Origin of the sequence: Inquilinus ginsengisoli (genome assembly GCF_050434925.1) — a bacterium.
Lineage (GTDB): Bacteria > Pseudomonadota > Alphaproteobacteria > DSM-16000 > Inquilinaceae > Inquilinus > Inquilinus ginsengisoli_B.
In genome coordinates this window covers 359,045-384,964 of sequence record NZ_JBNDJK010000001.1, presented here as the reverse complement: position 1 = coordinate 384,964, position 25,920 = coordinate 359,045, and the positions used below count along the sequence as shown (strand labels likewise).

Genomic DNA, 25,920 nt, shown 5'->3' with positions numbered 1-25,920 from the left:
GAGGATTCCCGTGACGGCGATCACGCTCGAGACGATCCGCGACGCGCGCGCCCGCATCGCCCCCTATGTGCTGCGCACCCCGACCCTGCCGCGCGAGCTGTTGAGCAGCCTGCTCGGCCTGCCGGTGGTGGCGAAGCTGGAGCTGCTGCAGCATGGCGGCTCGTTCAAGGCGCGCGGCGCCTTCAACGCCATGCTCAGCCTGGGCGAGGCCGAACGCGCGGCCGGGGTGGTCGCGGTCTCCGGCGGCAACCATGCGCTCGGCGTCGCCTATGCCGCCCGCGTGTTGGGGCTGAACGCCACGCTGATCATGCCGAAGGCGGCGCCGGAGAACTACGTCTCCGGCACCCGCGCGGAAGGGGCGGAGGTGGTGCTGGTCGCCGACATCGCCGCCGCTTTCGCCGAGGCCGAGCGCCAGGCCGCCGCCGGCCGCACCCTGATCCATCCCTTCGACGACCCGCGGGTGATCTCCGGCCAGGGCACGATGGGGCTGGAGCTCCTGGAGGACGCACCCGACACCACCGACATCATCGCCTCGATCGGCGGCGGCGGCATGATCTCGGGCGTCATCACCGCGGTGAAGACGCTGCGGCCGGAGATCCGGATCTGGGGCGTCGAGACCGAGGGCGCCGACGCCATGAGCCAGGCCCTGGCCGCCGGCAAGCCGGTGCGGCTGCCGGCCATCACCTCGATCTCCACCACGCTGGGGGCGCCCTCGGTCTCCGAGCGTACGCTGACCATCGTGCGCGACGCGGTGGAGGAGGTGCTGGTGGTGCCGGACGCCGAGGCGGTGCGCGGCGTGCAGGTCCTGGCCGAGCAGGCCAAGGTGGTGACCGAGCCCGCCGCCGGCTGCACCTGGGCCGCGGCGCTGCGGCTGAAGGACCGGCTGCCGCGCGACGCGCGGGTGGCGCTGATCCTGTGCGGCGGCAACGTCTCCCTGGCCGACATCGAACGCTGGCGGGGGCGGTTCGGCGTCAACTGACCCCGGACGCTCGACGGCTGTTCAGCCATGACCTCATCGTCATGGCGAGCATCTCACGCCGCTGCGCGGCCCCGGAATGGAAAGAAAGTTTTAACTTCTTCAAGAGGAGCGTAGCGACGTGGCCATCCAGGGGGCGGTGCCGCCTGGATGGCCACGCCATTCCCTTCCTGTCATCGCCGGGCTTGACCCGGCGATCCAGCGGCCACCCGGAGCGGCATCGACATCTCTGGATGCCCGGGTCAAGCCCGGGCATGACAAGGTGGATTGTAGGAAAGAGACCGCGAACCTGGCCTACGGCGCGGCGCCGGTCTGCGTGCCGATCTCCAGCCGGGTGGCGGCGTCGGGCGCGGCCTCGACCGTCACCGCCACCTGCACCGATTCGTCCGGCGCCAGCAACTCGGTCGTCACCACCAGCGGCGTGCGTGCCACCACGGTGCGGCTGGCGTCCAGCAGGCGCACCTCGATCGGTGGCACCGGCCGGGTGATCAGCGCCCGGTTCTCGACCCGGCCGGTGACCACCACCTGCTCGACGCCGCTGCCGGCGACGCGCCGCACCTCCAGCTCCCGCAGCACCAAGCCGCGGCCGAGCGCGCCGGTCTCGACCGGCTGCGCCACCGGCACGCCGATGGTGTCGTAGAACCGGACCGCCGGCGGCCAGAAGCGGACGATCGAATCGCGCGCGAAATAGCCCACCCCGGCCAGGCCGCCGACCAGCAGCACCGTCAGGGCCAAGCCGACCGCCGGTCCGTCGCGCCGGCGCGGCGTGATCACCACCGGCAGGTTGGTGATATGTCTCCCAGCCGAAAGTGGCGGTGTTGCCTGCGTGGCCGCCGGCCCGACCAGCACCGGCTGCGGCTCGGGCGGCGGTGCCGCCGCCGGCACCGGCTCGACCGCCGATTCGCGCCACAGATGGCCGCAGCGGGCGCATTTAACGCGCCGGCCGTCCTGGCCGATCGCCGCCGGATCGACGAGGTAACGGGTCGAACAACTGGGGCAGGTGACGATCATGGCGCCTTATCGCATGCCGCCTTGCCGCTGCCTATATCATCCGGGGCGATTTTGTGAGTGGCGCGAAGGCGCTGCGGAACCAGGCCGAACGATGTCGCTCCGGGGCCGTGACGCGGCCGCATAATCTTGCCACGATCCGCCCCTTTCCTGTCCGGGCGCCGTGACCGCGGCCGCGGCGCAACAGCAGTCCGTTGATGTCGAGCACCGTCGATCCTTCCCCGAAGTCCCGGCCCTGGCGCCGCCGCCTGCGCCGGGTCCTGCTGCTGCTGATCGTGCTGGCGGTGGCCTGGGCGCTGGGGCTGGCCTGGTTCGTGGCCCAGGCCGGGCGCGGCGGCGAGGTCGACCCCGACCACACCGACGCCATCGTCGTGCTGACCGGCGGCAGCGAGCGGCTGCGCGCCGGGCTCGACCTGCTGGCCCGCGGCGTCGCCGAGCGGCTGCTGGTCAGCGGCGTGCACCGCGACGTCAGGCTGGAGGAGCTGTTCGCCCTGTCGCCGACCGATGATTCGCTGCGCTGCTGCGTCGATCTCGGCTATTCCGCCGCCGACACCATCGGCAACGCGCAGGAGGCAGCGGTCTGGATGCGGGCGCGCGGCTTCCACAGCCTGCGCCTCGTCACCTCGAACTATCACATGCCGCGCAGCATGCTGGAGTTTCGGGCCGCGATGCCGGAGATCGAGATCAAGCGCCAGCCGGTCGACCCTGGGACGGTGCATCTCGACCGCTGGTGGGCCTGGCCCGGCACGGCGCGGCTGATCGTCTCCGAATACAACAAATTCCTGGTTGCGCTGGCGCGTGTCACCCTGGACAGGATATAGGGCGTCATGACCATCCTGCGCTCGGCCCTCTTCAACCTGCTGTTCTTCGGCTGGACCACGCTGTGCTGCTTCGTGCTGCTGCCGGCGCTGTTCCTGCCGCATCGCGCGACGATGGCCTGGATCTTCGTCTGGCTGCGCGGCGTGCACTGGCTGGAGAAGATCGTTCTCGGCATCGACTACCGCGTGGTCGGGCGCGAGAACCTGCCGGACGGCGCCTGCATCGTCGCCGCCAAGCACCAGTCGGCCTGGGAGACGCTCAAGCTGCATCTGCTGCTGCCCGACCCGGCGATCGTGCTGAAATCCGAGCTGCTGAAGGTGCCGGTCTGGGGCAAGTACCTGCTGAAGACCGGCATGATCCCGGTCGATCGCGGCGCCGGCAGCAAGGCGGTCCGCGCCATGATCGAGCACGCCAAGGTCCGGGTGGCGGAAGGCCGGCCGATCGCGATCTTCCCGCAGGGCACCCGCACCGCGCCCGGCACCTGGCGGCCCTATCGCATCGGCGTCGGCGCGCTGTATGAGGGCCTGGGCGTGCCGGTGGTGCCGATGGCGCTGAACTCCGGCGTGTTCTGGGGCCGCCGCGCCTTCCGCAAGCGCCCCGGCACGATCACGGTCGAGTTCCTGACGCCGATCCCGCCCGGCCTGCCGCGCGAGGAGATGATGCGGCGGCTGGAGGACGAGCTGGAGACGGCGTCGGAGCGCCTGTCGGTCGCCGCCGGCGGCCCGCCGACGCCACGCCCGGCCCGGGCGGCGGCCCCGGTCTGACCGCAGGTTGCGCCGGCTTCGCCTGATTCGCCTCGTCGTCGCGGTTGCCGGCCTGTCGCTGCTGGCCACGGCGCTGGTGCTGCGCCTGCCCGGCGCCGCCGTGCTGACCGGCAATGCCGACGTCCTCTATCTGCCGGCCCTGTTCGACGACCTGCATCGCGGCCTCGACGTCCTCCGCGGCTGGCACCTGACGCCCGGCCCCTACGTCTTCCCGGACATGCTGGTCTATGGCCTGGCCGACCTCGCGACCGGTGATTTCCGCCAGGCCCTGCCGCTGGCCGCGGCGCTGCAGCTCGGCCTGCTGCTGCTGCTCGGCGGCGCCGTGCACCGCGCGGCCGGCGGCCGCTCCGCCGCGATGGCCGTGGCCGCCTTCGCCGTGGTGCTGGCAGGGCTCTTCGCCTTCGGCTGCGGCCTGGCCGGCGCCTATGCGCTGAACTGGCTGGTCTACCCCTTCGTCGTCACCTTCCATTTCGGCGCGATCCTGATCGCCGCCGCGGTGCTGCTGCTGGTGCTGCGCCAGATCGATAGCCCGGGCCCATGGACGCTGACCGGCCTGGCTGGGCTGATCCCGGCCGGGGTGCTGTCGGACAGCTTCGTCCTGCCCTATGCCGCCGCGCCGGCGCTGGCGCTGGCGCTGCTCTGCGCCCCGGCGCCGCGGACCCGCGGCCCGGCCCTGGCGGCCGCGGCAGTGATTGGCGCTGCGGCGCTGGTCGCGTTCCTGCTGCAGGGCTGGATCAATCCGCTGAACGGGATCTATCGCGACCAACTCGACCTCGGCATCGGCTACGGCCTGTTCCGGCTCGGCGGGGTGCTGTGGCGCGCGGATGCGGCGGAGCGGACGGTCAATCTCGGCCTGATCGCCTTCGCCCTGCTGCCGGTCCTCCGCGCGTTCATGGTGCTGCGCGGCCTGGCGGCCGGGGAGCGAGAGATCGCACCTGCCGACCGGATCGCGGTCTTTGCTGCCGCATCCTCGCTGGCCACGCTGCTTGCGGTGGTGCTGTTCGGCATCTTCCGCGACGACTCCTTCCTGCGCTACTTCCAGCCCTGGTGGCTGCTGACCGCGCTGTGGCTGTCCCATCTCGCCGCCGACCGGCTGCGGGTCCCGGCCTGGCCGGCAGGGGCGGCGCTGGCCGTGCTCCTGGCGGCGGCGGCCGCGCTCTGGGCCCGGCCGGACCAGCTGGCGGCGCGGATCGAGCCGCCGCGGACGCTGGCCTGCTTCCAGGGTCCGGCCGCCGGCCTCGCCGGCTACTGGTGGGCCAAGCCGCTGGTGCTGCATTCCGGCCGCCGGGTCCGGATCGCCCAGGTGGCGCGCAACGGCGCGCCCTATCACTGGATCGTCAACGAGACCTGGGCCGGCAGCGCCCCATCTTTCGCCTTCATCCTGATGGACGGGCTGAACGCCCGCGCCGTGCTCGCCCGCTACGGCATGCCGGACCGGGTCGAGCGCTGCGCCGGCATCCCGCTATGGCGCTACGACGACCCCGACCGGCTGCGCCGCCCCCTGGTCGCAGCGACGCCGGTGACGCTGCCGGACTAGCATCCGGTCGCCTGCGACGAAGCTCTCGGCTATCCTCGCAGTCCTTCTTGGGGGAGAAGACAGATGAATGCTGATACGACCGGGCCCGGCTGGCAGTCGATCGCCATCCTCATCGGCCGGCTGATCTTCGCCGCGGTCTTCCTGATGGCCGCGGTGTTCAAGTTCATGGATATGAATGCCACCGCCGGCTACATCGCCATGGCGGGGTTTCCGGCGCCGCTGCCGTTGGCCTGGCTGGCCGCGATCTTCGAATGCCTGCTGGTGATCTGCTTCCTCACCGGAGCGTACTTCACCGAGGCCTCGCTGCTGGCGGCCGTCTACGTCGTCTTCCTGGCCTTCGCCTTCCACGGCCCGTCGCACTGGGCCGGCAACCAAGCCGAGTTCGGCTTCTTCGTCGACCACTTCACCTTCCTGGCCGGGCTGCTCTTCGCCGCGGTGCACGGACCGGGGCGGATCCTGGCGCTGCGCCGGTCGGCGATCGGTTAAGCCGGCCAGGCGGCCATCGCCCGGCGCACGATCTTCATCAGCTCGTCGCGCCCGGCCCCGTCCAGGGCCTGCACCGACAGGCCCTGGATGATGGCGCCGTAGAACCGTGCCAGTTCGTCCGGGTCGGTGCCGGGCGACAGTTCGTCCTCCTCCAGGGCTCGGTCGAAGCGGGTGCGCAGGCGCGCCGATCCTGAAGCCGGAGACTGTGCAGGCCATGGCCAGCAGCCAGATCCCCGGGCTGGCGATGCCGACCTCGCCGGGCAGCACCACCTTCGGCTACGGCTTCGCGCTGGTGACCGATCCGGCGGCGGCCGGGGTGCCGATGACCGCGGGCACCTGGCGCTGGGGCGGTGTCTACGGCCATTCCTGGTTCGTTGATCCGGCGAGGCGGCTGGCCGTGGTCGGCCTCACCAACATCGCGCTCGAGGGCATGAAGGGCGAATTCGTCGCCGATCTGCGCGCCGCGATCTATGCCGGGCTGGAATAGCCGGGTCCTGGGGGCTGCCACGAACCCTGGTTGACCCGCCCCCGGTGCACCCCCATCCTTTGGGGTCTGCCGTTCTGCGGGAGGTCCGTCGTGGCCGAGCCGGGCGATATCGCGGCCCAGATCTGGGACATGAAGTACCGGTTGAAGCAGCCGGACGGCACGCCTGTCGACCAGTCGGTCGAGGACAGCTGGCGCCGGGTCGCGACCGCCGTGGCCGCCGCCGAATCGGACCCGCAGCTGTGGACCGAGCGCTTCCTCGGCATCCTCAGCGACCACCGCTATCTGCCGGCCGGCCGCATCCTGGCCGGCGCCGGCACCGGGCGCGAGGTCACCCTGTTCAACTGCTTCGTCATGGGCACGGTGCCGGACAGCATGTCCGGCATCTTCGCCCATCTGCGCGAGGCGGCGCTGACGCTGCAGCAGGGCGGCGGCATCGGCTACGATTTCTCCACCATCCGGCCGAAGGGCGCGCCGGTCGCCGGCGTCGGGGCCGATGCTTCCGGCCCGCTGTCCTTCATGGATGTGTGGGACGCGATGTGCCGCACCATCATGTCCGCCGGCTCCCGCCGCGGCGCGATGATGGCGACTTTGCGCTGCGACCACCCCGACGTGGTCGAGTTCATCGAGGCCAAGCGCGCCCCCGGCCGGCTGCGCATGTTCAACCTCTCGGTCCTGGTCACCGACCCGTTCATGCAGGCGGTGGCCGACGACGCGCCCTGGGACCTGGTGTTCGGCGGCCGCGTCTTCCGCACCCTGCCGGCGCGCGAGCTGTGGGACCGGATCATGCGCTCGACCTATGATTCGGCCGAGCCCGGCGTGATCTTCATCGACCGCATCAACGCCCGGAACAATCTCCAATATTGCGAGCAAATTCAAAGCACTAATCCTTGCGGAGAGCAACCGCTTCCCCCCTATGGCGCCTGCCTGCTCGGCTCGGTCAACCTGGCGAAGCTGGTGGCCGATCCGTTCACGCCCGAGGCTCGCTTCGACCGTGTGGCGCTGGCGGAGATCGTGCCGATCGCCATCCGGCTGATGGACAATGTGGTCGACGTCTCGCGCTTTCCGCTGCCGGAGCAGGCGGCCGAGGCCAAGGCCAAGCGGCGCATCGGCCTCGGCGTCACCGGCCTGGCCGACGCCTTCCTGATGCTGGGCGTGCGCTACGGCTCGCCCGAATCGGCGGCGCTGACCGAGGAGTGGCTGGAGGCGATCAAGCTGCACTCCTACCGCGCCTCGGCCGAGATCGCGGCGGAGAAGGGCGCCTTCCCGCTGTTCGACCGCGACGCGTTCCTGGCCGCGCCCGGCGTCGCCGAGCTGCCGCAGGAGATCCGCGCCCTGATCGCCCGGCATGGCATCCGCAACGCGCTGCTGACCTCGATCGCGCCGACCGGCACCATCTCGCTGTTCGCGGGCAATGTCGCCTCGGGGATCGAGCCGGTCTTCGCCTGGACTCACACCCGCAATGTGCTGCTGCCCGACGGCAGCCGCCGGGCGGAGACGGTGGAGAATTACGCCTACCGGCTGTTCCGCGAGATCCATGGCACCGACTCAGCCCTGCCGGACTATTTCGTCGACGCCCAGACGCTGCAGCCGGCCGACCATCTGGCGATCCAGGCGGCGGCGCAGAAGCACATCGACAGCTCGATCAGCAAGACCATCAACTGCCCGGAGGACCTGTCCTTCGACGCCTTCAAGGACATCTACGCCCAGGCCTATGCGCTAGGCTGCAAGGGCTGCACCACCTACCGCCCGAACCCGATCACCGGCGCGGTGCTGGAGGCGGCCAAGCCGCAGTCGGCGCCGAAACGGGCGGCCGACGCTCCCGGCCTCAGCGCGCCCACGGCGCGGCCGGAGGTGCTGCCGGGCGAGACCTACAAGCTGCGCTGGCCGGACAGCGACCACGCCATCTACGTCACCCTCAACGACGAGGTGGTCGACGGCCGACGACGGCCGTTCGAGATCTTCATCAACTCGAAGAACATGGAACACTACGCCTGGACCGTGGCGCTGACCCGGATGATCAGCGCCGTGTTCCGGCGCGGCGGCGACGTCGCCTTCGTGGTCGAGGAGCTGAAGGCCGTGTTCGATCCGCGCGGCGGGCAATGGATGGGCGGGCGCTACGTGCCGTCGCTGCTGGCCGCCATCGGCGAGACCATCGAGCGGCACATGGTGGCGACGGGCTTCCTGGCGAAGCCGGAGGGCATCGTGCCGGAGGTGGCGGTCGAGGTCACGGCCGAGCCGGCGGGCAATCCCGGTCGGCTGCCGGGCCGGTCCTGCCCGAAATGCGGCCACCCGACCCTGATCCGGCAGGAGGGTTGCGACACCTGCTTGAACTGCGGCTACTCGCGCTGCGGTTAGGTCGCCGGCTCCACCGCCTTCGCTACTCGCTCCGCCAGCGCGAACAAGGCGCCGTCGCGGATGCCCAGCTCGCGCAGATGCTCGACCGTGTTGAGCAGGTAGTCGCGGTTCGGCCCGCTGCTGCCGATGCCGGTGCGGATCATCGCCAGCGTCTCCTCCACATCCAGCGCGCCGCGATACTGGTGGTGGCGGCGGTCGGCCAGGAAGCAGCAGGCGGTGGCCGGGCCATCGGGCAGCCGGATCTGCTTCAGGCTCGGGCGGTAGACGCCGGTCACCATCTCGCGCTCCCAGAGATAGGCGACCACCGCTTGCACATGCTCCGGCGCCACCTTGAAGGCCATGCCGCGGCAGGAGCCGCCGCGGTCGAGCCCAAGCACCAGCCCCGGCCGCTCCGGCGTGCCGCGATAGCGGTGCGAGAGCACGCAGAAACGGCGGTGATAGCCGTGCAGCACCGCCGGCTGCCGCTCGAGATGCGGGAAGCCCGGATTCCACATCAGCGAGCCATAGCCGAACACCCAGAGCGGCTCGCCCGGGGTCAGCGGCAGGTTCGGCGTCTTCCAATCGTGATGACCATCGGCCATCCACCAGATGTAGCGTGTTGCAGGTGCGAAGGGGAGGGGCGTCGTGTCGCGTTTTGCTGCTTCGGCTTGACTCCGAAGCTCCGGCGCGGCCACGTGCCCTCCTCATGCCACCATCCGGGACCGCCATGCGTCGCCGCCGCCGTATCGTCGTCGTTCCCACCACCCTCATCGCCCTGCTCGCCGCCGGCTGGGCCGGCGGCTGGTACTGGGCCGCAGGCAAGGTCGAGGCCCAGGCGCAGGCCTTCGCCGCCAACCCGCCGCCCGGGGTCACGGTCGATCCCGGCACGCTGAGCGTCGAGGGCTTCCCGCTGGCCTTTACCGTCGAATCGCAGGCGCCCAGCCTGCGCCGGATCGACGGGCTGGCCTGGAACGCCGCCGGGGTGGTCGCCACCGCCAGGCCCTGGACCCTGCCCGAGGTCGGCTTCACCATCGCGCCGCCGCAGCGGATCACGCTGCCGGGCAGCCCGGCGCTGACCGTGGACGTCAAAGGCGCAGGCAGCGGCAGCGCCCGGATCGGCAGCGACGGCAAGCCGAACCGGATCCTGCTGACCCTGTCCCAGGTCGAGCTCGCCGGCGGGCTGCTGCAGGCGCCGCTGCCGATCGCCCGGGTCAACGGCTCGGCCGATCGCGCGCCGGAGGAGGCCGGGGCGGGTGCTGCCGCGTCGCTCGACATCGAAGGGCTGGAGACGCCGGATCTCGGCCTGCAGGCGATGGGCCGGCGGGTCGACATGGTGGCGGCGCGGCTGACCGTGCTGGGCCCGCTGCCGAAGGCCGCGACGGCGCCGGAGCTGACCGCCTGGCGCGCCGCCGGCGGTAAGCTTCGGGTCGACAATCTGGCGCTGCGCTGGGGCCCGCTCGTGATCGATGCCGGCGGCACCCTCGACCTCGACGACAAGCTACAGCCGCAAGGCACGCTGACGGCGAAGATCCGCGGCTACGGCGCGGTGATCGAGGATCTGCAGAAGGCCGGCGTGGTCAAGGACCGCGATGCCGGCTTCGCCAAGGTCGGGCTCGACCTGATGGCCGGCCAGCCGGCGGCCGACGGCACCCGCACCGTCACCGCGCCGATCACGATCGAGAAGGGCAAGATCTCCTTCGGCCCGCTGCAGGTGGCCAAGCTGCCGGAGATCCGGTGGCAGCAGTGACCGTGTAGGTTGGGTTCGCAAGCGCGAACCCAACCTACGAGGACCTCAATCCTCTTCCTTGGTCAGGCGCGCCGCCTTCTCCGGCTCCATCTCCTCCTGATGGGCGTCGACGACGCCGCGGCGGATGGCGCGGGTGCGGGTGAACCAGGATTGCAGCGTGTCGCCCTCGCCGCGGCGGATGGCGCGCTGCAGCCGCACCAGGTCCTCGGTGAACTGCTGCAGCACCTCCAGCACCGCGTCCTTGTTGGTCAGGAACACGTCGCGCCACATCACCGGGTCGGAGCCGGCGATGCGGGTGAAGTCGCGGAAGCCGCCGGCGGAGAAGCGGATCACCTCGGCCTGGGTCGCCTCCTCCATGTCCGAGGCGGTGCCGACGATGGTGTAGGCGATCAGATGCGGGATGTGCGAGGTGATGGCCAGCACCCGGTCATGGTGCTCGGCGGTCATGCGCTCGACCATCATGCCCATGCCGCGCCACAGCGCCTCGACCTTGGCTACCGCCTGCGGGTCGACGCCCGACTCCGGCGTCAGCACGCACCAGCGGTCGATGAACAGCTCGGCGAAGCCGGCGGACGGCCCGGAATGCTCGGTGCCGGCGATCGGATGGCCGGGCACCAGGTGCACGCCGGCCGGCAGATAGGGGGCGATGGTCTTCGCCACCATGCCCTTGACCGAGCCGACATCGGTGACCACCACGCCGGGCGCCAGGGCCGGGGCGATCGCCTTGGCCAGCTGCTCATAGGCGCCCATCGGGGCGCAGATCATCACCGCATCGGCGCCGGCCACGGCGGCGGCCGGATCGGCCTCGACCCGGTCGAGGAAGCCCAGGGCCATCGCCTCGTCGCGGGTCTCCTGGCGCCGGGAATGGCCGACGATCTCGCCCGCCAGCCCGTGCTTGCGGGCGGCGCGCGCGACGGAGGACCCGATCAGGCCGATGCCCAGCAGGGCCAGGCGCCGGAAGATCGGCGCCCCCGTGTCGGTCGCCGGCGCGCTCATCGGCCGCGCAGATGCTCGGCCAGCGCCGCGACCACCGCCCGCATCTCCTCCGCGGTGCCGATGGTGATGCGCAGGCAGCTGGGCAGGCCGTAGCCGCCCATCTGGCGCACCAGGATGCCGGTGTCCTTCAGGTGCAGCCGCGCCGTCTCGGCGTCGCGGTCGCCGAAATCGACCAGCAGGAAGTTGCCGGCCGAGGGCAGCGGCGACAGGCCGAGCTTCTCCAGCTCCGCCGCGGTCCAGCGCCGCCATTCGGCGTTGTGGGCGCGGCTCCTCTCGATGAAGGCCTCGTCGGCCAGCGCGGCCACGCCCGCCGCCTGCGCCGCGGCGCTGACGTTGAACGGGCCGCGGGCGCGATGCAGGATGTCGGTGATCCCGGCCGAGGCATAGGCCCAGCCCAGCCGCAGCGCGCCCATGCCGTAGATCTTCGAGAAGGTGCGCAGCATCACGACGTTGCCGGCCCGGTCGACCAGCTCGGCGCCGGCGCTGTAGTCGGGGTCGTCGATGTATTCGGCATAGGCGGCGTCCAGCGCCAGGATCACATCCGGCGGCAGGGCGGCGTGCAGCCGCTCGACCTCGGCCTTCGGCAGCAGGTAGCCGGTCGGGTTGTTCGGGTTGGCCAGGAACAGGATGCGGGTGCGCGGCGTGACATGCGCCAGCAGCGCGTCGACATCGGTCTTGCGGTCGGTCTCCGGCGCCGCGACCGGTGTGGCGCCGACTGCTTTGGCCGCGATCGGGTACATCAGGAAGCCGTGCCGGCTGTACAGCACCTCGTCGCCCGGCCCGGCATAGCTTTTGGCCAAGAGGGCGATCAGCTCGTCCGACCCGGCGCCGGCGACGATGCGCTCCGCGTCCAGGCCGAAGCGGGCGGCCAGGGTCTGACGCAGGGCGCTGCAGCCGCCGTCGGGATAGCGGTGGATCTCGCCGCCCAGCTCGCGATAGGCCGCGGTCGCCTGCGGGCTGGGGCCGAAGGCGCCCTCGTTCGAGGCCAGCCGGATCGGCCGGCCCAGCTGCGGATGCGGCACCGCCTTGGCCTCGCCGCCGACATAGGGGTCGATATCGAGCAGGCCCGGACGCGGGCGCGGCGCTTGGACGGTCGTCATGGCTTAGCTCCGGCGGCCGATGGCGATCGGGGTGGCGAAGCCGCCGATCAGGCGGATGCGGGGGGCCAGCCCGTCCAGCCGCTCGCGCAGGGTGCCGAGCCGGGAGTCGCCGATGGCGACGAAGCCGGCCACGTCGACCAGGTGGACCGCGGAATCCTCGGCGTTGCGGGCCGGCCGGGTCCAGAACGCCACCGGCGGCAGGCCGGCGGTCTCGAAGATCTGCTTCAGCCGGCTGCGGCTGATGTCGCCGGTCAGCTCGACCGCGATCAGGGCGTGGTCGTCCCCGGTCGGCTCGGGGTCGAGCGGGGCGACCGCCAGGGCCAGCGGCTCGTCGCGGTTCCGCTCGGTCACCACGAAGGGCAGGCTGCCGACGATCCGCGGTGTGCGCGGATCGTCCGACAGCAGCGTCTGCCACCAGGGATCGGCGTCGGATTCGACCGGCCACGGCACCACGGCCACGGCGGCGCTGCCGTCATAGACGGCGCGGATCGCCTGCATCGGCCCGGCCACCGCGGTGGTCGGGGTGTGGCTGCCGTAATGGTCGCGCGCCAGGTCCCACAGCTCGCCCCGGGCCTCGGGCGCGTGCACCGCGACGGCGAAGGGGGCCTGCATCCGGGTGCAGCCGGCGATCAGCTCGCGCCAGATCCGGGTCAGCTCCGGCAGCGGGAAGCCGCCGCCGTGCCGTCCTGCCAGCCGGCGCAGGATCGCGGCCTCGCGGCCCGGCCGCATCGCCAGCGGGTCGCCGTTCTTGGCGACGGCGACGTCCTGCACCACCCCGGCCCGCTGCATGATCAGGTCATGGATCGCCTCGTCGATCTCGTCGATCTGCCGGCGCAACGAGTCGAGCGTCTGGGGGGTGTCTGGCATCGTCTGGAGCGGGCTGGAACCTGCCGGGGCGAGGGCGATCAGATGTAGAACGGGCAGGGGGCGAAAGCAAAGGAAACATCTGGGGTTTTACGCATCGCGGACATGGACTTTCGCATCCATGCCGGACCCCGGGGCCGCAGCTATCCCGTGCCGGTTTTCCTCACCCGCCTAGCTCGGCTGCTCCTCGCCCTCGCGCCGCACGCCCAAAGCCGGCTGCCCCGCCCCGACCGGCACCAGCACCGGCCGCCGGGCGCGGACCTTCTTGCCGCGCGACAGCTGGTAGATCTGCTTCGACGCCTCGACCATCACCGTGCCGGCGACGCGCTGGAACCAGCGGGCGCCGACCTCCTCCCACACCGGGGCGGTGGACAGCAGGAAACGCGACCGGGTCGGCGGCAGCCACAGGGCCCGGGCCACCCGCTCCGGCACGAACTGGTGCTGGCGCAGCATCTGGTTCAGCTGGTTCGAGGAATAGGGCTTGCCGTGGCCGAACGGGGTGCGGTCGGACCGCGCCCACAGGCTGCGCCGGTTCGGCACCACCACCAGCAGCCGGCCGCTGCCGTTCAGCACGCGCCAGATCTCGCGCATCAGCTCGCCCAGCTGCTCGGTCGCCTCCAGCCCGTGCACCAGCAGCACCCGGTCGACCGACATGTCGGGCAGCGGCAGCTCGCACTCCTCGCTCAGCGCCACCAGGCCGCGGCCGTCCGGTGGCCAATGGGCCACGCCCTGCTCGGCCGGCATGCAGGCGATCACCCGCTCGGCCTCGCCCAGGAACGGCCGCAGGAACGGCGTGGCGTAGCCCAGGCCGAGGATGATCTGGCCCTGCGTGTCCGGCCACAGCGTGCGGATCTGGCGGCGCACCATGCGGCGCACCACCAGGCCCAGGCTGGTCTCGTAGAACTCGCGCAGATCGATGATGTCGCTGTACATCCGGCGGTCGTCCCAAGGGGCTGCCCACGTTAGGATAACGCATCGCGGCGGCTTTGGCCCATCGTCGCGCCTGGCTGCCACAACAGGATATTTCAGGAGTCGCTTAATGGCCCGCAAGACCGAGCCTCGCGGAATCGACCCGGAGCGCCTGAAACAGGCCGCCCGCGAGGCCGCGGACCTCTATCTCGACCATCCGAACGTCACCTCTGTCGGCATCGGCCGGAAGCTCGAAGCCGGCAAGCCGACCGGCGCGCTGTGCATCCAGTTCACCGTCGGCCGCAAGATCGCGCCCCAGGCGCTGGTGGATGAGGGCATCCCGCCGCTGCCGAAAAGCATCGTGGTCGACGGCATCACGATTCCGACCGACGTGGTCGAGCGCCGCTACAAGCCGTCCTGGCAGCTGGTGCCGCAGGTGCTGAAGGACGAGCGCAAGCTGCGGCACGACCCGCTGCTGCCCGGCATCAGCGTCAGCCACCCGGCAGGCACGGCCGGCACGCTCGGTTGCATCGTCTATGACCGGCAGGAAGGGCGGCCACACATCCTGTCGAACTGGCATGTGCTGCATGGCGAGCAGGGCCGGCTCGGCGACACCATCGTTCAGCCCGGGCCGTTCGATGACAACCGAGTCGAGAGCAATGGCTGCGGCGTGCTGGTGCGCAGCCATCTCGGCCTCGCCGGCGACTGCGCCATCGCCCGGATCGAGGGCCGTGGCATCGACCCGAAGATCCTGGACCTCGGCGTCCGGGTCGCCCGGCTCGGCCGGCCGGAGCTCGGCGACCGGGTGGTGAAGTCCGGCCGCACCACCGGCGTCACCTGGGGCGTCGTCACCCGGATCGAGACCACGGTGAAGCTGTCCTATGGCGACGGGGTCGGGTTCAAGCGCATCGGCGGCTTCGAGATCGGCCCTGACCCGGACCGCCCGGCGGCAGAGAACGAGATCAGCAAGGGCGGCGATTCCGGCTCGGTCTGGCTCGGCCTCGACGGCAAGGGCAACCCGACCGACGTCATGCTCGGCCTGCATTTCGGCGGCGAAGCCGACGGCGCCGACGCCGGCGAGGGCGACTTCGCCCTGGCCTGCACCGCCGACGCCGTGTTCAAGAAGCTCGAAATCGAGCCGGTGCCGCCCGAGCTGGCGCAGGCCGCTCCGGCCGCCTCCGGCGGCGGCTTCGACCCGCAGTTCCTGGCCGGCAAGACCGTGCCGCTGCCGGCGATGTCGAAGGCGCAGGAGACGGATGCCGCCAAGGCCGGCGGCTCACCCGTCATCCGCCACACCCATTTCTCGTTGGTGCTCAGCAAGTCGCGCCGCCTGGCCCGCTGGGTGGCCTGGAACGTCGATGGCGGCCAGATCCGGCTGCTCAGCCGCAGCGGGCTCAAGTTCACGGTCGACCCGCTGGTCGACGCGAAATGGCAGACCGGCGACGCCGTCTACGCCTCCAACCGCCTCGACCGCGGCCATATCGCCCGGCGCCAGGACCTGGTCTGGGGTCCGCCGGAGGAGGCGGCGCGGGCCAACCGCGACTCCTTCTACTTCACCAACATCGCGCCGCAGCACGAGGCCTACAACCAGTCCGGGCTGAACGGCCTCTGGGGCTTGCTGGAGAACGCGATCCTGGAAGAGGTGGAGGTCGAGCAGCTGCGCGTCTCGGTGCTGGGCGGCCCGGTGTTCCGCGATGATGATCCGGTCTATCGCGGCACCGCGATCCCGCGCGACTTCTGGAAGATCGTCGCCTATGTCGAGGCCGGCGGGCTGAAGGCCAAGGCCTTCCTGCTGACCCAGGAGGACCTCCTGAACCGGATCGAGGCGCTGGGGCTGGAGCCGTTCCGGCTGTACCAACTGCCGATCGCGGAGCTGGAAAGCCGCACCGGCCTCGATTTCGGCGACCTCAAGGCGGCCGACGACCGTGCCGAGCCGGCCCGCCCGCGGCGCGGCCGCCGCGGCGTGGCCGAATCCGTGCCGCGGGTGACGCTGATCGAGAGCCTGGCCGACATCGAGCTGTGACCGGCTCTTGCTACGGGGAGCGGATTGCCCGCAAGCGGGTCCCTTTCGGGTGCTCCCCGAATGGTCACGGCGAGGAGGCGAAGCCGACGTGGCCATCCAGGGGACGGTGCCAGTGGATGGCCACGCCCCTTCGGGGCTCGCCATGACGGATGGGGGATTTCGAAAAGGTTTCGCAGTCCCCGGTTCAGGCCCGAGGAGGAGAGGCAACAGGGTGGCGCTCAGCCGATCATCCACCTCACTGCCGCGCCGGGGTCGCGGAGCGGGTCGGGAGCGGCTATGCTGCCCCGTCCCGTTTCGACATCCGGTCCAGGAGGACGCATGGCCTCGCTTCGCGTCACGCTGATCCCCGTCCTGAAGGACAACTACGCCTATCTGCTGGAGGACGCTTCGACCGGCATGGTCGGCGTGGTCGACCCTGGCGAGGCCGACCCGGTGGCGGCGAGGCTGGAGGCCAAGGGCGGCCGGCTGGACTGGATCCTGAACACCCATCACCACGGCGACCATGTCGGCGGCAACCACGAGCTGGCGAAGCGCTACGGCGCCTCGATCGTCGGGCCGGCGGCGGAATCGAGCCGCATCCCCGACCTCGACCGCGGCGTCGCCGAGGGCGACCACGTCATGGTCGGTGCTGCCCGCGGCAGCGTGCTGGATGTGCCGGGCCACACCGCCGGCCACATCGCCTTCTGGTTCGAGGATGCCGGCGTGCTGTTCTGCGGCGACACGCTGTTCGCCCTCGGCTGCGGCCGCCTGCTCGAAGGCACGCCCGAGCAGATGTGGTCCAGCCTGCTGAAGCTGCGGGCGCTGCCGGACACCACCCGGATCTATTGCGGCCATGAATACACCCAGTCGAACGCCCGCTTCGCGCTGACGGTCGAGGGTGCCAACCCGGTGCTGCAGGCCTATGCCGAGGATGTCGACGACGCCCGCGAGAGCGGTGCCGCGACCATCCCGGCCCAGCTCGGCCGCGAGAAGCTGGCCAACCCCTTCCTGCGCGCCGACAAGCCGGAGCTGCAGGCCGCGATTGGCATGGCCGGGGCGGATCCCGTCGCCGTCTTCGCCGAGATCCGCGGCCGCAAGGACCGGTTCTGAGCTGCCGCTACTGCACTGCCGCTATTGCGCCGGCACGGCTTGAGGCTCCCCATAGCCGGCGTGGCCCTGCCCCCTCGTCGCCGCCGAGGTGATCCGGGCCAGCACCTCGGCCCGGTTCACCGATTTGCGCTCGGCGTCGATCCGGTTGATCAGGAGGTCCGCCCGCTCGACGCTGCCGAGGATGGCCAGAAGGGCGCCGCGCTCGATCGCGCCGATGCCGGCGCCGGCGTTCAGGACCCGTGTCCGCAACTCCTCGACTGCGGGGATGGTGACATGGCCGGCCGGCATGCTGGGGGGCTTCACGCCGCCATTCGGCATGATCTGCCGCATCGCGTGGTCGAGCTTCAGCAGCGCGGCGTCGACGATCTCCCGGGCCTGCTTGCCGAAGGTTTCGCGCTTCACCCGCCGCGCGACCTGATGCAGCGATTCGGCAAGGCTGGCGGTGAAATCGGCCTCCTCGATCAGGCTCGCCACCAGGTCGAGCTGGTCGTAGGGCATGTCCTCCCGGAACAGCGAGGCTGAATAGGCGCGGATGTCGCGGTTGAGGATGTCGACCGCGATGAAGTGCTCGCCGGGGTCCTTCGGGGCGGACTTGGCGCCGCGCGCGATGTCGAGGAACACGGCGCCGGCCTCGAGGTCGCGCAGCGTCTCCTTCTGCACGGCCGGGACGGCCTTCAGCAGATCGCCCGAGAAGGCGCGATCGAGATATTTCGGCGTCGAATAATCCTCGATGTCGTCGGCTTCGGTATGGCCGACGCGGGACAGGTATTTCTCGAACGCCCCGGTGAAGGGGAACAGCAGCAGCGTGTTGAAGATATTGAACGCGGTCGAATAGAGGCCGATGGCCACCGGCACCAGCGGATAGGTCTCCTTGCCGTCGACGATGACGGGGATGCCGGGATCGCCGCCGAACCATTGCATCGCGACTTCGAGCACCTGCATCGAGAGGAAGAACAGTGGCAGCATCACCGCGACGCCCAGGAAGTTGAACGAGATGTGGGCGTAGGCCGCGCGCTTGGCGTTCTTCGAGAGATTGAGAGAGGCCATCCAGGACGTGATCGTGGTGCCGAGGTCGGCGCCGAGCGAGAAGGCGACGGCCGTCTGCCACTCGAGGATGCCGGCAGCGCCGAGGCCCATGACGATGCCGATCGTGGCGGATGACGAGTGGATCAGCGCCGTGATCAGGGCGGCCACCAGCACGCAGCTGATCAGGCCCAGGAAGCCCTCCGCATTGAGGCTCGAGATCAGCGACATGATCTCCGGCATGTTGCGCAGCGGCTTGAGGCCGCCGGTCATCAGGTTCAGGCCGTAGAAGATCAGGCCGAACCCCATGCAGGCGAGCGCGATGTTCCGGACCCGCTCATCCTTCGCGAACACGTAGATCAGCGCCGACACGCCCGCGAACAGCAGGCCGAGGGGGCCGAGCGGCAGGGCGATCAGCCCGTTGCCGAGCGTCGTGCCGATATTGGCGCCCATGATCACGCTGATGGCGGGCCGCAGCGCGACGACGCCCGCATTGACCAGCCCGACCACCATGACCGTCATCGCCGTCGAGGATTGCAGGACGCCGGTGATCACGGTTCCCGCCAGCACGCCCTTGACCGGCGTTCCGGCGAACTTGGCCAGCAATTCGCGCATCCGGTTGACGGCCAGCGCCTGGATGCCGTTCGACATGAATTCGAGGCCCAGCAGGAATATGCCGAGGCCCCCGATCACCGGGACGATGATCTCACGGAAATAATCGATGTTCATCGTCCTGTTCCCTCTTCGGCCCGGTGTTTCAAAATGCCTCCGCCCCTGGGAGGTTGGCGCGCCAGTAGTCCCTGACCCGCTCGACCAGCTCGGGCGGCAGCGCCACATAGCCGAGGGCGGCCGCCTGGGGGCCGCCCTGCCCGAGCGCGTAGTCCAGGAAGGCGAGCGTCCGCCGGGTGCGCGCGGCCGACCGCTGGGTCTTGTGCATCAGCACGAAGGTGGCGGCCGTGAGCGGGTACGCATCCGGCTCGGCGGCATCGGTCAGATGCAGGTAGAAGCCTTTGGCCGGATCCCACGCGGCGCGGGCCGCCGTCGCGGCGAACACCTCCGGGCTGGGCGTGATGAAGCGGCCGCCGGCATTGCCGAGCTGCGCGAAGATCAGCCCGGCCCGTCCGACCTGGCCGAACTCGACATACCCGATGGCGCCCTTGGTCCTCCTGACGGCGTCGAGCATGCCCGAGCTGCCCTCGGCGGCGGCGCCGGCCGGCCACCGGACCCGCGTGTCGCTGCCGACGCTGTCCTTCCATTCGGGGCTGGAGGCCGACAGATAGCGCGTCCAGACCAGCGTCGATCCCGATCCGTCGGCGCGGTGCAAGACCGCGATCGCCTGGTCGGGAAGGGCAAGCCCCTGATTGAGGGCGGCGATCGCCGGATCGTTCCAGCGGGTGATCCTGCCGAGATAGATCCCGGCGAGCACATCCCCTCCGAGCTTCAGCTCGCCGGCCTTGATGCGGTCCAGGTTGACCACGGCGGCGAGCCCGCCGATGACGACCGGAAACTGCGCCAGGCCGCGCGCGGCCAGGTCTGCCGGCGGGAGCGGGGCGTCCGAGGTGGCGAAGTCGACCTCCGGCTGCGCCAGCCGCATGATCCCGCCGAGCGAACCGATCGGCTCGTAGTCGATGCCGCGGTCGTCGACCAGGAAATCGCCGTCGCCGGCGCGGAACTCCAGGAACCCCTTCGCCCAGGCGCTGATCACCGGAAACGCGAAGGTCGAGCCCGATCCCTGCACGCGCTGCGCCGCCGCGTCATGGGTCGAAGCCAATGTCACGACGGCGGCGGCGATGACGGCCGACGCCATGACGGTGAGACGGCGCGTGAAGCCGGCCCGGTGAATGCGGCTGAAAGCGGACACGCCACCTCCCCCTCGATTGGATGGCGAAAACCGGCACACTGTAGAGGCTGCCTGTGACGGTTCGGTTAAGGAGACATTTCGCGCCGAATTTATCTCGACCTGCTGTCCCCGGCCGGGCCGAGGCCGCTTCCGGATGTCCTATGGTTTTGCCGGGAGCCGCGGCTTGACCTATGGTCACAGGCCCTGACCGCCTCGCCGGCCGATTTCCCAACCAGGACAATCATGAAGCTCCTCTACAGCCCGTTCTCGCCCTTCGCCCGCAAGGTCCGCATCGTCGCCCACGAGGCCGGCCTGCAGGACCGGATCGAGGTGGTGCCGACCAGCACCGAGGACCCGGCCAGCGGCCTGTCGGCGCGCAACCCGCTGAACAAGATCCCGGTGCTGGAGACCGAGTTCGGCCCGCTCTACGACAGCCCGGTGATCTGCGAGTATCTCGACACGCTGCATGACGGGGCGAAGCTGGTCCCGGCCGCGGGGGCAGACCGCTGGCGCGCCCTGCGCTGGGAAGCCCTGGCCGACGGGCTGATGGATGCCGCGCTGCTGATCCGCTATGAGATCACGCTGCGCCCGGCGGAGAAGCAGCACGAGCCCTGGATCGAACGCCAGAAGACCAAGATCCGGAAGTCGCTCGACCAGATGGAGGCCGATGCGGCGGAGCTTGACGGGCCGGTGACCATCGGCACGATCGGCGCCGCCAGCGCTCTCGGCTATCTCGACCTGCGCTTCGCCGACTGGGGCTGGCGCGAGACCCATCCGCGTCTCGCCGCTTGGCATGCGGCCTTCGCCGAGCGCCCGTCCTACGTCGCGACGATCGCCCAGGCATGAGCGGCGCGATGACGCCGGAGGCGATCATCGCCAGGCTCGGCATGCAGCCGCACCCGGAGGGCGGCCACTATGTCGAGCTGTGGCGCGACCCGCCGCCGGAAGGCGGCCGCGGCCGGGCCTCGCTGATCCACTTCCTGCTGCGGGCCGGCGAGGTGTCGCATTGGCACGCCGTCGACGCGCCGGAGATCTGGATCTGGCAGGCCGGCGCGCCGCTGGAGCTGTCGATCGCCGAGACCGGCCAGGCGGGCGAGGTGCTGCGCCTCGGCCCCGACCTCATGGCCGGCGACCGCTTCCAGGGGGTGGTGCCGGAGGGGCACTGGCAGGCGGCCCGCAGCCTCGGCGACTGGACCCTGGTCAGCTGCGTCGTCGCCCCGGCCTTCCGCTTCGAAGGCTTCACCCTGGCCCCACCGGACTGGCGGCCGGAGCTGGGGTAGGGGGCCGCTTCTCCCCGCACCTCTTATCCTCCCCCCTCCCCTTGCGGGAGGGGGCTAGGGGGAGGTGGCTGCGCGCGTCCGCGCGCGAAGGGGCAGGGCACCGAACTCGCGGCCCATATCGGTTTGCGACAGTCTGGAGCGGCTCGATCCGAGAGAACCCCTCCCCCTGCCCCCCTCTCCCGCAAGGGGAGGGGGAGAGTAGACGGGAAGCGGGAGTGGCCCTGTCGCCGATTGCAAAGGCTTTCATTCCCCGCCTCTGCTAAGACTTCCGCATCGCTGCCGCCCGCGGATCGTCCATGACCAGCCTCGTCCTCGGCGCCGACCGGATCGGGGTCGGCATCGCCTGCGCCGTCGCCGGCTTCGCCTGCTTCTCGGCCGGCGACGCGATCTCGAAATGGCTGATCGGCAGCCGCGGCATCTCGGCCTTCGAGCTGTTCTTTTTCTTCGGCCTGTTCGCCCTGCCGGTCGCCGCCGGCCATGCCGTGCGATCCGGCGGCTGGGACCGGCTGCGGCCGCGCCTGCCGGGCCACACGCTGCTGCGCAGCGCCCTGATCACTGCGTCGGCCATCTCCGCCGCCTGGGCCTTCGGCCGGCTGCCGCTGGCCGATGTCTACGCCCTGCTCTTCGCCACGCCGATCCTGGTCACCGCGCTGTCGGTGCCGTTCCTGGGCGAGGCGGTGGGGCGGCACCGCTGGGCGGCGGTGATCGTCGGCTTCCTCGGCATCCTGGTGATGCTGCGCCCAGGGCTGGTCGCGTTCGACCCCGGCCACGCCGCGGCGCTGGCCTCGCCGCTGTTCTTCTCGGTCGCGCTGATCGTGTCGCGCCGGATCGGCCGGCGCGAGAGCGACGCGGCCCAGCTGGCGACCCTGGTCCTGGCCATGGTGCTGGGCGGCGGCGCCGTCCTGCCCTTCGTCTGGGTCACGCCCGACGCGCTCGGGCTGCTCGGCCTCGCCGCCGGCGGGGTGCTCAGCGCCGCCGGGCACATCCTGCTGATCCGGGCGCTGCACTCGGCGCCGCCCAGCGCGGTGACGCCGTTCCAATACAGCCAGATGATCTGGGGCGTGCTGTACGGGCTGGTGTTGTTCGGCGACACCATCGACGCGATCACCATGGCCGGCGCCGCGGTGGTGATCGGCAGCGGCCTCTACATCCTGTGGCGCGAGACCCGCCGCCGCTCCGGCGCCATGCTGGACCTACGCTAGGCGGCCGCGGCGCGGCGGGCCCAGAGGTCGCGCCCGGCCAGGATCGCGCCGCCGACGATCAGGGCGCAGGCGGCGCCGACCGACAGGGTCAGGGCGCCCTGGCCGAAGGCGATCAGCAGCAGGGTCGACAAGAGCGGCGCGGCATAGGCGAAGGCGCCGAGCGCCCGGATGTCGCCGCGCTTCACGCCATGGTCCCAGACGAAGAAGGCGAGGCCGACCGGCCCCAGGCCCAGCCCCGCCACCGCCGCCCAGCCGGCGGCGTCGGGCACCACCGTCTGTTCCAGCGACAGGTGGCACAGCAGGGACAGGAGGGCGGTGCCGCCGCAGAACCAGCCGACGGTCTCGGTCGGCACCGCGCCGATCCGCCGGCTCAGCACCGAATAGCCGGCCCAGATCATCGCCGACAGCACCGCGGCGCCATAGCCCAGGACGAAGCGCGGATCGAAGGCCACCCCGCGTCCCCCGATCAGCACGACGACGCCGAGCAGCCCCAGCGCCGCCCCGGCGACATGCCACCAGCACAGCCGCTCGCCCGGCAGCAGGGCGGAGAACAGCACGATCAGCAGCGGCCAGGCGTAGTTGATCAGGTTCGCCTCGACCGGCGGCGCCAAGCGCAGCGCCATGAAGAACACGAGGTGATAGCCGAACAGCCCGCCGACGCCGAGCAGCCAGACCGCCGGCCGTTGCCGGGCCGCAGCCAGCGGTGAGCGGCCCTGCAGCGCCATCCAGCCGAACCCGATCAGAAAGGCGACGGCGAAGGCCATGCCGGTCAGCTGGAACGGCGGAATGGCGCTCGCCCAGGTGGCCAGCAGGGCCAGCGTCGCCCACATCAGCACGGCGGTGCCGCCGATCAGCGTGGCGCGGCGGACGGCGGCAAGGTCGGGGGACATCGGAATTTGGTCTCTGCTCACATTGTCATGCCCGGGCTCGACCCGGGCATCCAAGTCTGTCGACAGCTTCTGGATCGCCGGGTCACGCCCGGCGATGACAGGTTGGGTGGGGCGGAACCCTATTGCTGGAGGCCCGGATAGGCCCACAGCCCGGAGGTCCGCATCAGGTCGCGATAGACCACCAGGCGCTCGTCCGGGCTGACCTTCGCCGCCTCCTCCAGCGACGGCACGTCCAGCGCGATCGCCGGCACCACGGCAAGGCTCAGCCCGTACTGGGCCAACGCCTCCTCGACCACCACCCGGGCTCGGCGCATGTGGCTGGCGCTGGTCACCAGGATCACCGCGTCGCCGCCATGGCGCTTGATCAGCGAGGCCGCGTTCAGCCCGTTGCCGACCGTGTCCTTGGCCTTGTCCTCGCCGATGATGCGGTCGCGGTCGACGCCCTTCTCGACCAGCCAGCGGGTCATCAGGTCGGCCTCGGTCACCCCGGCCTGGGGCTGGCCGCCGGTGACGATCAGCCGGGCGGTCGGGTTGGTGTTGGCCGCGCGCAGGGCGACGTCCAGCCGGTCCAGCAGCGTCTGCTGCATGGTGCCGTCCTTGGCCAGGGCATAGCCCAGCACCAGGATCACCGGCTTGCCCGGCAGCGCAGGCACCGTGGCGGTCGGCGGGTCGGCCAGGATCGCCTCGGTGCGCGCGAAGCGGGCACGGTACCGCTCGGCCAGGGGGCGATCGAGGCTAGCCAGGGCGATGTCGGCCAGCGCCGTGGCGTCGGCGTCGCCGCGCACCCGGGCCAGCGCCGCCAGCCAGGCATAGGCGTCGGTGGCGCGCGGGTCGTGCCGGACGATCTCCTGGTACGTCGCCTCGGCCTCCGGGATCTTCTTCTGGATGATCTGGGTGGAGGCGACCGCGTAGCGGAAATCCAGCCGCTCCGGCGCCAAGGTGGATGCCTCGGTGAAGGCCTGCTCGACCACGTCGTAGCGGCCGTGCAGGGTGATGCCCTTGAACACCTCCGCCTCGGCCTTCTTCACATCGCCGCCGGACCAGTAGTACTGCATGCCGGTCTCGACCAGAGTCTTGATCCGGGCCTCGGTGGCGTCGTCATAGGCCAGGGCCGGCGCGGCCAGCGCGCCCAGCAAGGCCAGGCCGCAGGCGATGCGGCGGATCGTATGTGTCTGTGTCATGAAGCCCTCCCTTGGCCGGTTCATACGCTAGATTCGCGGCCTGGAGAATCGCCCATGACCGATGACAGTGTTCGCATCCGCCCCTGGCGGCCGGAGGACCGGCCTCTCGGCCTCGCCCTCTTCGACAGCAACGTGCCGCGCTTCTTCGCGGCGCAGGAGCGGCAGGATTTCATCGACTTCGTCGACGGCCTGGCCGGACCCTATTTCGTGCTGGAGGATGCGGCGGGTGAGGCGGTGGGCTGCGGCGGCTATGCGGCAGCCGAGGGCGATGCTTCCGTCGCGGTGCTGTGCTGGGGCATGGTGCGGGGCGACCGCCACCGCGCCGGGCTCGGCACGGTGCTGCTGACCGGACGGCTCGACCGCATCGCCGCCGACCCGGGGTTCTGCTCGGCGGCGATCGAGACGACCCAGCACAGCCGCGGCTTCTTCGCCCGCCACGGTCGTCCAGACCCGGCAGGTGCCGGACGGCTTCGCCCCCGGCATGGACCTGGTCGAGATGACGCTGGACCTGGGCAGGTACCGGCGGTCGCGGAAGGGCTGAAATCCCCCTTGCTGTCATCCTCGGGCTTGACCCGAGGATCCAGGGGCTTTCAAGAGCCGCTCTCGGTGGCCCCTGGATTGTCGGGTCAAGCCCGGCAATGACAGGAAGGGCGGTCAGGGCTTCAGCAGGAACACCACATACCCCCGGAACCAGGGGCTGGCGGCCAAGCTCTCCGGCGCTTCCCATTCGCCGTTCTGCACCAGCCCGATCTTGAACGGCAGGGTCAGGCGGGCGATGCGCGGCAGGTACGCGCGGTAGCCCGGGATGGTGTGCCGCCCCTGATAGGTCTGCACCACCACCTCGTCGACCACGCCCTGCAACTGGTTGATCGCCTCCGGGTCGGCGTTGCTGCCCCAGTCCATCAGCCCGGTGATGCTCAGCCGGTATTCGGGCGGCAACTGCGCCCGCAGCCCGCGCAGGAAGATCGCGTACTCCTGCAGGTGGCGGGTGCGGGCGTCGAAGTCGATCTGGATGCCGACCACCGGGTTGCCGGCCTGCTTCCAGCGCCGGGCCCGGGCCAGGATGGTGGGCAGGATCTGCGGCGGCCAGCGCAGCGTGTGGGCACGATAGGCCAGCCAGACCTCGCCCTGGCGCAGCCGCGGCACGGCGATGCCCTGGGCGATCATCCGGGCCGGGCCATCGGCACCGCGCAACGGCGGGTCGATCTGGCCCTGCAGGATATACAGCGTCCGGGCCTGGGCCAGCACCGGCGGCGGCGCCACTCCCGCCCACAGCCAGAAGGCGTGATGCTCGGCGGCGTCGACGGTGGCGCCGGCCGGCCCCGCCAGCAGCAGCGCCGCGGCCAGGAGCACCAGGCGCCACAT

25 protein-coding genes are annotated in these 25,920 nt (G+C 71.0%); 14 read left to right on the top strand and 11 right to left on the bottom strand.

The features are described 5' to 3' along the window. The first annotated feature begins 10 nt into the window (after positions 1-10). Positions 11-979, top strand: a complete 969-nt coding sequence (locus QFZ27_RS01900; RefSeq protein WP_429224389.1) for a threonine ammonia-lyase — start codon at positions 11-13, stop codon at positions 977-979. Positions 980-1,270: 291 nt separating this feature from the next. On the opposite strand, the gene QFZ27_RS01895 is transcribed toward QFZ27_RS01900, so the two are convergent. Then, entirely contained in the window at positions 1,271-1,987 is a 717-nt protein-coding gene (locus QFZ27_RS01895; RefSeq protein WP_429224388.1) for a zinc-ribbon domain-containing protein, read from the bottom strand. Positions 1,988-2,181: 194 nt separating this feature from the next. On the opposite strand from QFZ27_RS01895, the gene QFZ27_RS01890 reads away from it, so the two are divergent. From QFZ27_RS01890 to QFZ27_RS01865, 6 genes are all read left to right on the top strand, one after another. Further along, positions 2,182-2,805, top strand: a complete 624-nt coding sequence (locus tag QFZ27_RS01890) for a YdcF family protein (protein ID WP_429224387.1) — start codon at positions 2,182-2,184, stop codon at positions 2,803-2,805. Positions 2,806-2,811: 6 nt separating this feature from the next. Next, positions 2,812-3,567: a lysophospholipid acyltransferase family protein gene (locus tag QFZ27_RS01885; RefSeq protein WP_429224386.1), complete on the top strand. Its 756-nt coding sequence runs from the start codon at positions 2,812-2,814 to the stop codon at positions 3,565-3,567. A 7-nt stretch (positions 3,568-3,574) separates the two neighbouring features. Continuing rightward, complete coding sequence (locus QFZ27_RS01880) at positions 3,575-5,104, top strand: hypothetical protein (protein ID WP_429224385.1); 1,530 nt, start codon at positions 3,575-3,577, stop codon at positions 5,102-5,104. Positions 5,105-5,167: 63 nt separating this feature from the next. Continuing rightward, positions 5,168-5,590, top strand: a complete 423-nt coding sequence (locus tag QFZ27_RS01875; RefSeq protein WP_429224384.1) for a DoxX family protein — start codon at positions 5,168-5,170, stop codon at positions 5,588-5,590. Positions 5,591-5,696: 106 nt separating this feature from the next. Next, entirely contained in the window at positions 5,697-6,077 is a 381-nt protein-coding gene (locus QFZ27_RS01870) for a serine hydrolase (RefSeq protein WP_429224383.1), read from the top strand. A 90-nt stretch (positions 6,078-6,167) separates the two neighbouring features. Continuing rightward, positions 6,168-8,432, top strand: a complete 2,265-nt coding sequence (locus QFZ27_RS01865) for an adenosylcobalamin-dependent ribonucleoside-diphosphate reductase (protein WP_429224382.1) — start codon at positions 6,168-6,170, stop codon at positions 8,430-8,432. On the opposite strand, the gene QFZ27_RS01860 is transcribed toward QFZ27_RS01865, so the two are convergent. Beyond that, positions 8,429-9,013 carry a gamma-glutamylcyclotransferase gene (locus QFZ27_RS01860; protein WP_429224381.1) on the bottom strand — a complete coding sequence of 195 codons (585 nt, stop codon included), beginning with the start codon at positions 9,011-9,013 and terminating at the stop codon, positions 8,429-8,431. The genes QFZ27_RS01865 and QFZ27_RS01860 overlap by 4 nt on opposite strands. 125 nt (positions 9,014-9,138) lie before the next feature. Here QFZ27_RS01860 and QFZ27_RS01855 point away from each other — a divergent pair, with 125 nt between their 5' ends. After that, positions 9,139-10,158 carry a DUF2125 domain-containing protein gene (locus tag QFZ27_RS01855; protein ID WP_429224380.1) on the top strand — a complete coding sequence of 340 codons (1,020 nt, stop codon included), beginning with the start codon at positions 9,139-9,141 and terminating at the stop codon, positions 10,156-10,158. A gap of 45 nt (positions 10,159-10,203) precedes the next feature. Here the strand turns inward: QFZ27_RS01855 and QFZ27_RS01850 are convergent, their stop codons facing one another. The 4 genes from QFZ27_RS01850 to QFZ27_RS01835 all read right to left on the bottom strand — a co-directional run bounded on the left by QFZ27_RS01850 (position 10,204) and on the right by QFZ27_RS01835 (position 14,051). Then, positions 10,204-11,154 carry a prephenate/arogenate dehydrogenase family protein gene (locus tag QFZ27_RS01850; protein WP_429224379.1) on the bottom strand — a complete coding sequence of 317 codons (951 nt, stop codon included), beginning with the start codon at positions 11,152-11,154 and terminating at the stop codon, positions 10,204-10,206. After that, positions 11,151-12,254, bottom strand: coding sequence for a histidinol-phosphate transaminase (hisC, locus tag QFZ27_RS01845; RefSeq protein WP_429224378.1), 1,104 nt, complete (start codon positions 12,252-12,254; stop codon positions 11,151-11,153). The genes QFZ27_RS01850 and hisC overlap by 4 nt, the downstream gene beginning before the upstream one ends. Before the next feature lie 3 nt (positions 12,255-12,257). After that, positions 12,258-13,121 carry a chorismate mutase gene (locus QFZ27_RS01840; RefSeq protein WP_429224377.1) on the bottom strand — a complete coding sequence of 288 codons (864 nt, stop codon included), beginning with the start codon at positions 13,119-13,121 and terminating at the stop codon, positions 12,258-12,260. A 168-nt stretch (positions 13,122-13,289) separates the two neighbouring features. Continuing rightward, positions 13,290-14,051: a class I SAM-dependent methyltransferase gene (locus QFZ27_RS01835; protein WP_429224376.1), complete on the bottom strand. Its 762-nt coding sequence runs from the start codon at positions 14,049-14,051 to the stop codon at positions 13,290-13,292. 106 nt (positions 14,052-14,157) lie between these two features. On the opposite strand from QFZ27_RS01835, the gene QFZ27_RS01830 reads away from it, so the two are divergent. Both QFZ27_RS01830 and gloB read left to right on the top strand, forming a co-directional pair. Continuing rightward, positions 14,158-16,050, top strand: coding sequence for a DNA/RNA non-specific endonuclease (locus tag QFZ27_RS01830; protein ID WP_429224375.1), 1,893 nt, complete (start codon positions 14,158-14,160; stop codon positions 16,048-16,050). A 318-nt stretch (positions 16,051-16,368) separates the two neighbouring features. Next, positions 16,369-17,139, top strand: coding sequence for a hydroxyacylglutathione hydrolase (gloB, locus tag QFZ27_RS01825; protein ID WP_429224374.1), 771 nt, complete (start codon positions 16,369-16,371; stop codon positions 17,137-17,139). A gap of 21 nt (positions 17,140-17,160) precedes the next feature. Here the strand turns inward: gloB and QFZ27_RS01820 are convergent, their stop codons facing one another. Together QFZ27_RS01820 and pstS are read right to left on the bottom strand one after the other, a co-directional pair. After that, positions 17,161-18,891, bottom strand: coding sequence for a Na/Pi cotransporter family protein (locus tag QFZ27_RS01820; protein WP_429224373.1), 1,731 nt, complete (start codon positions 18,889-18,891; stop codon positions 17,161-17,163). A gap of 28 nt (positions 18,892-18,919) precedes the next feature. Next, entirely contained in the window at positions 18,920-20,023 is a 1,104-nt protein-coding gene (gene pstS, locus QFZ27_RS01815) for a phosphate ABC transporter substrate-binding protein PstS (RefSeq protein WP_429224372.1), read from the bottom strand. 222 nt (positions 20,024-20,245) lie between these two features. On the opposite strand from pstS, the gene QFZ27_RS01810 reads away from it, so the two are divergent. The 3 genes from QFZ27_RS01810 to QFZ27_RS01800 all read left to right on the top strand — a co-directional run bounded on the left by QFZ27_RS01810 (position 20,246) and on the right by QFZ27_RS01800 (position 22,484). Continuing rightward, positions 20,246-20,848: a glutathione S-transferase gene (locus tag QFZ27_RS01810; protein ID WP_429224371.1), complete on the top strand. Its 603-nt coding sequence runs from the start codon at positions 20,246-20,248 to the stop codon at positions 20,846-20,848. Continuing rightward, positions 20,845-21,282, top strand: coding sequence for a cupin domain-containing protein (locus tag QFZ27_RS01805; protein ID WP_429224370.1), 438 nt, complete (start codon positions 20,845-20,847; stop codon positions 21,280-21,282). Before QFZ27_RS01810 ends, QFZ27_RS01805 begins: the two co-directional genes overlap by 4 nt. A gap of 296 nt (positions 21,283-21,578) precedes the next feature. Further along, positions 21,579-22,484, top strand: a complete 906-nt coding sequence (locus tag QFZ27_RS01800) for a DMT family transporter (protein WP_429224369.1) — start codon at positions 21,579-21,581, stop codon at positions 22,482-22,484. Here the strand turns inward: QFZ27_RS01800 and yddG are convergent. Next, positions 22,481-23,374: an aromatic amino acid exporter YddG gene (gene yddG / locus QFZ27_RS01795; protein WP_429224368.1), complete on the bottom strand. Its 894-nt coding sequence runs from the start codon at positions 23,372-23,374 to the stop codon at positions 22,481-22,483. The genes QFZ27_RS01800 and yddG overlap by 4 nt on opposite strands. 119 nt (positions 23,375-23,493) lie before the next feature. Further along, entirely contained in the window at positions 23,494-24,555 is a 1,062-nt protein-coding gene (locus QFZ27_RS01790) for an ElyC/SanA/YdcF family protein (protein ID WP_429224367.1), read from the bottom strand. Between the two features lie 54 nt (positions 24,556-24,609). Here QFZ27_RS01790 and QFZ27_RS01785 point away from each other — a divergent pair, with 54 nt between their 5' ends. Then, on the top strand, positions 24,610-25,197 hold the full coding sequence (locus QFZ27_RS01785) for a GNAT family N-acetyltransferase (protein ID WP_429224366.1): 588 nt from the start codon (positions 24,610-24,612) through the stop codon (positions 25,195-25,197). 12 nt (positions 25,198-25,209) lie between these two features. On the opposite strand, the gene QFZ27_RS01780 is transcribed toward QFZ27_RS01785, so the two are convergent. After that, positions 25,210-25,920 (bottom strand): DUF3142 domain-containing protein, encoded by a 711-nt coding sequence (locus QFZ27_RS01780; RefSeq protein ID WP_429232407.1) that lies wholly within the window; start codon positions 25,918-25,920, stop codon positions 25,210-25,212.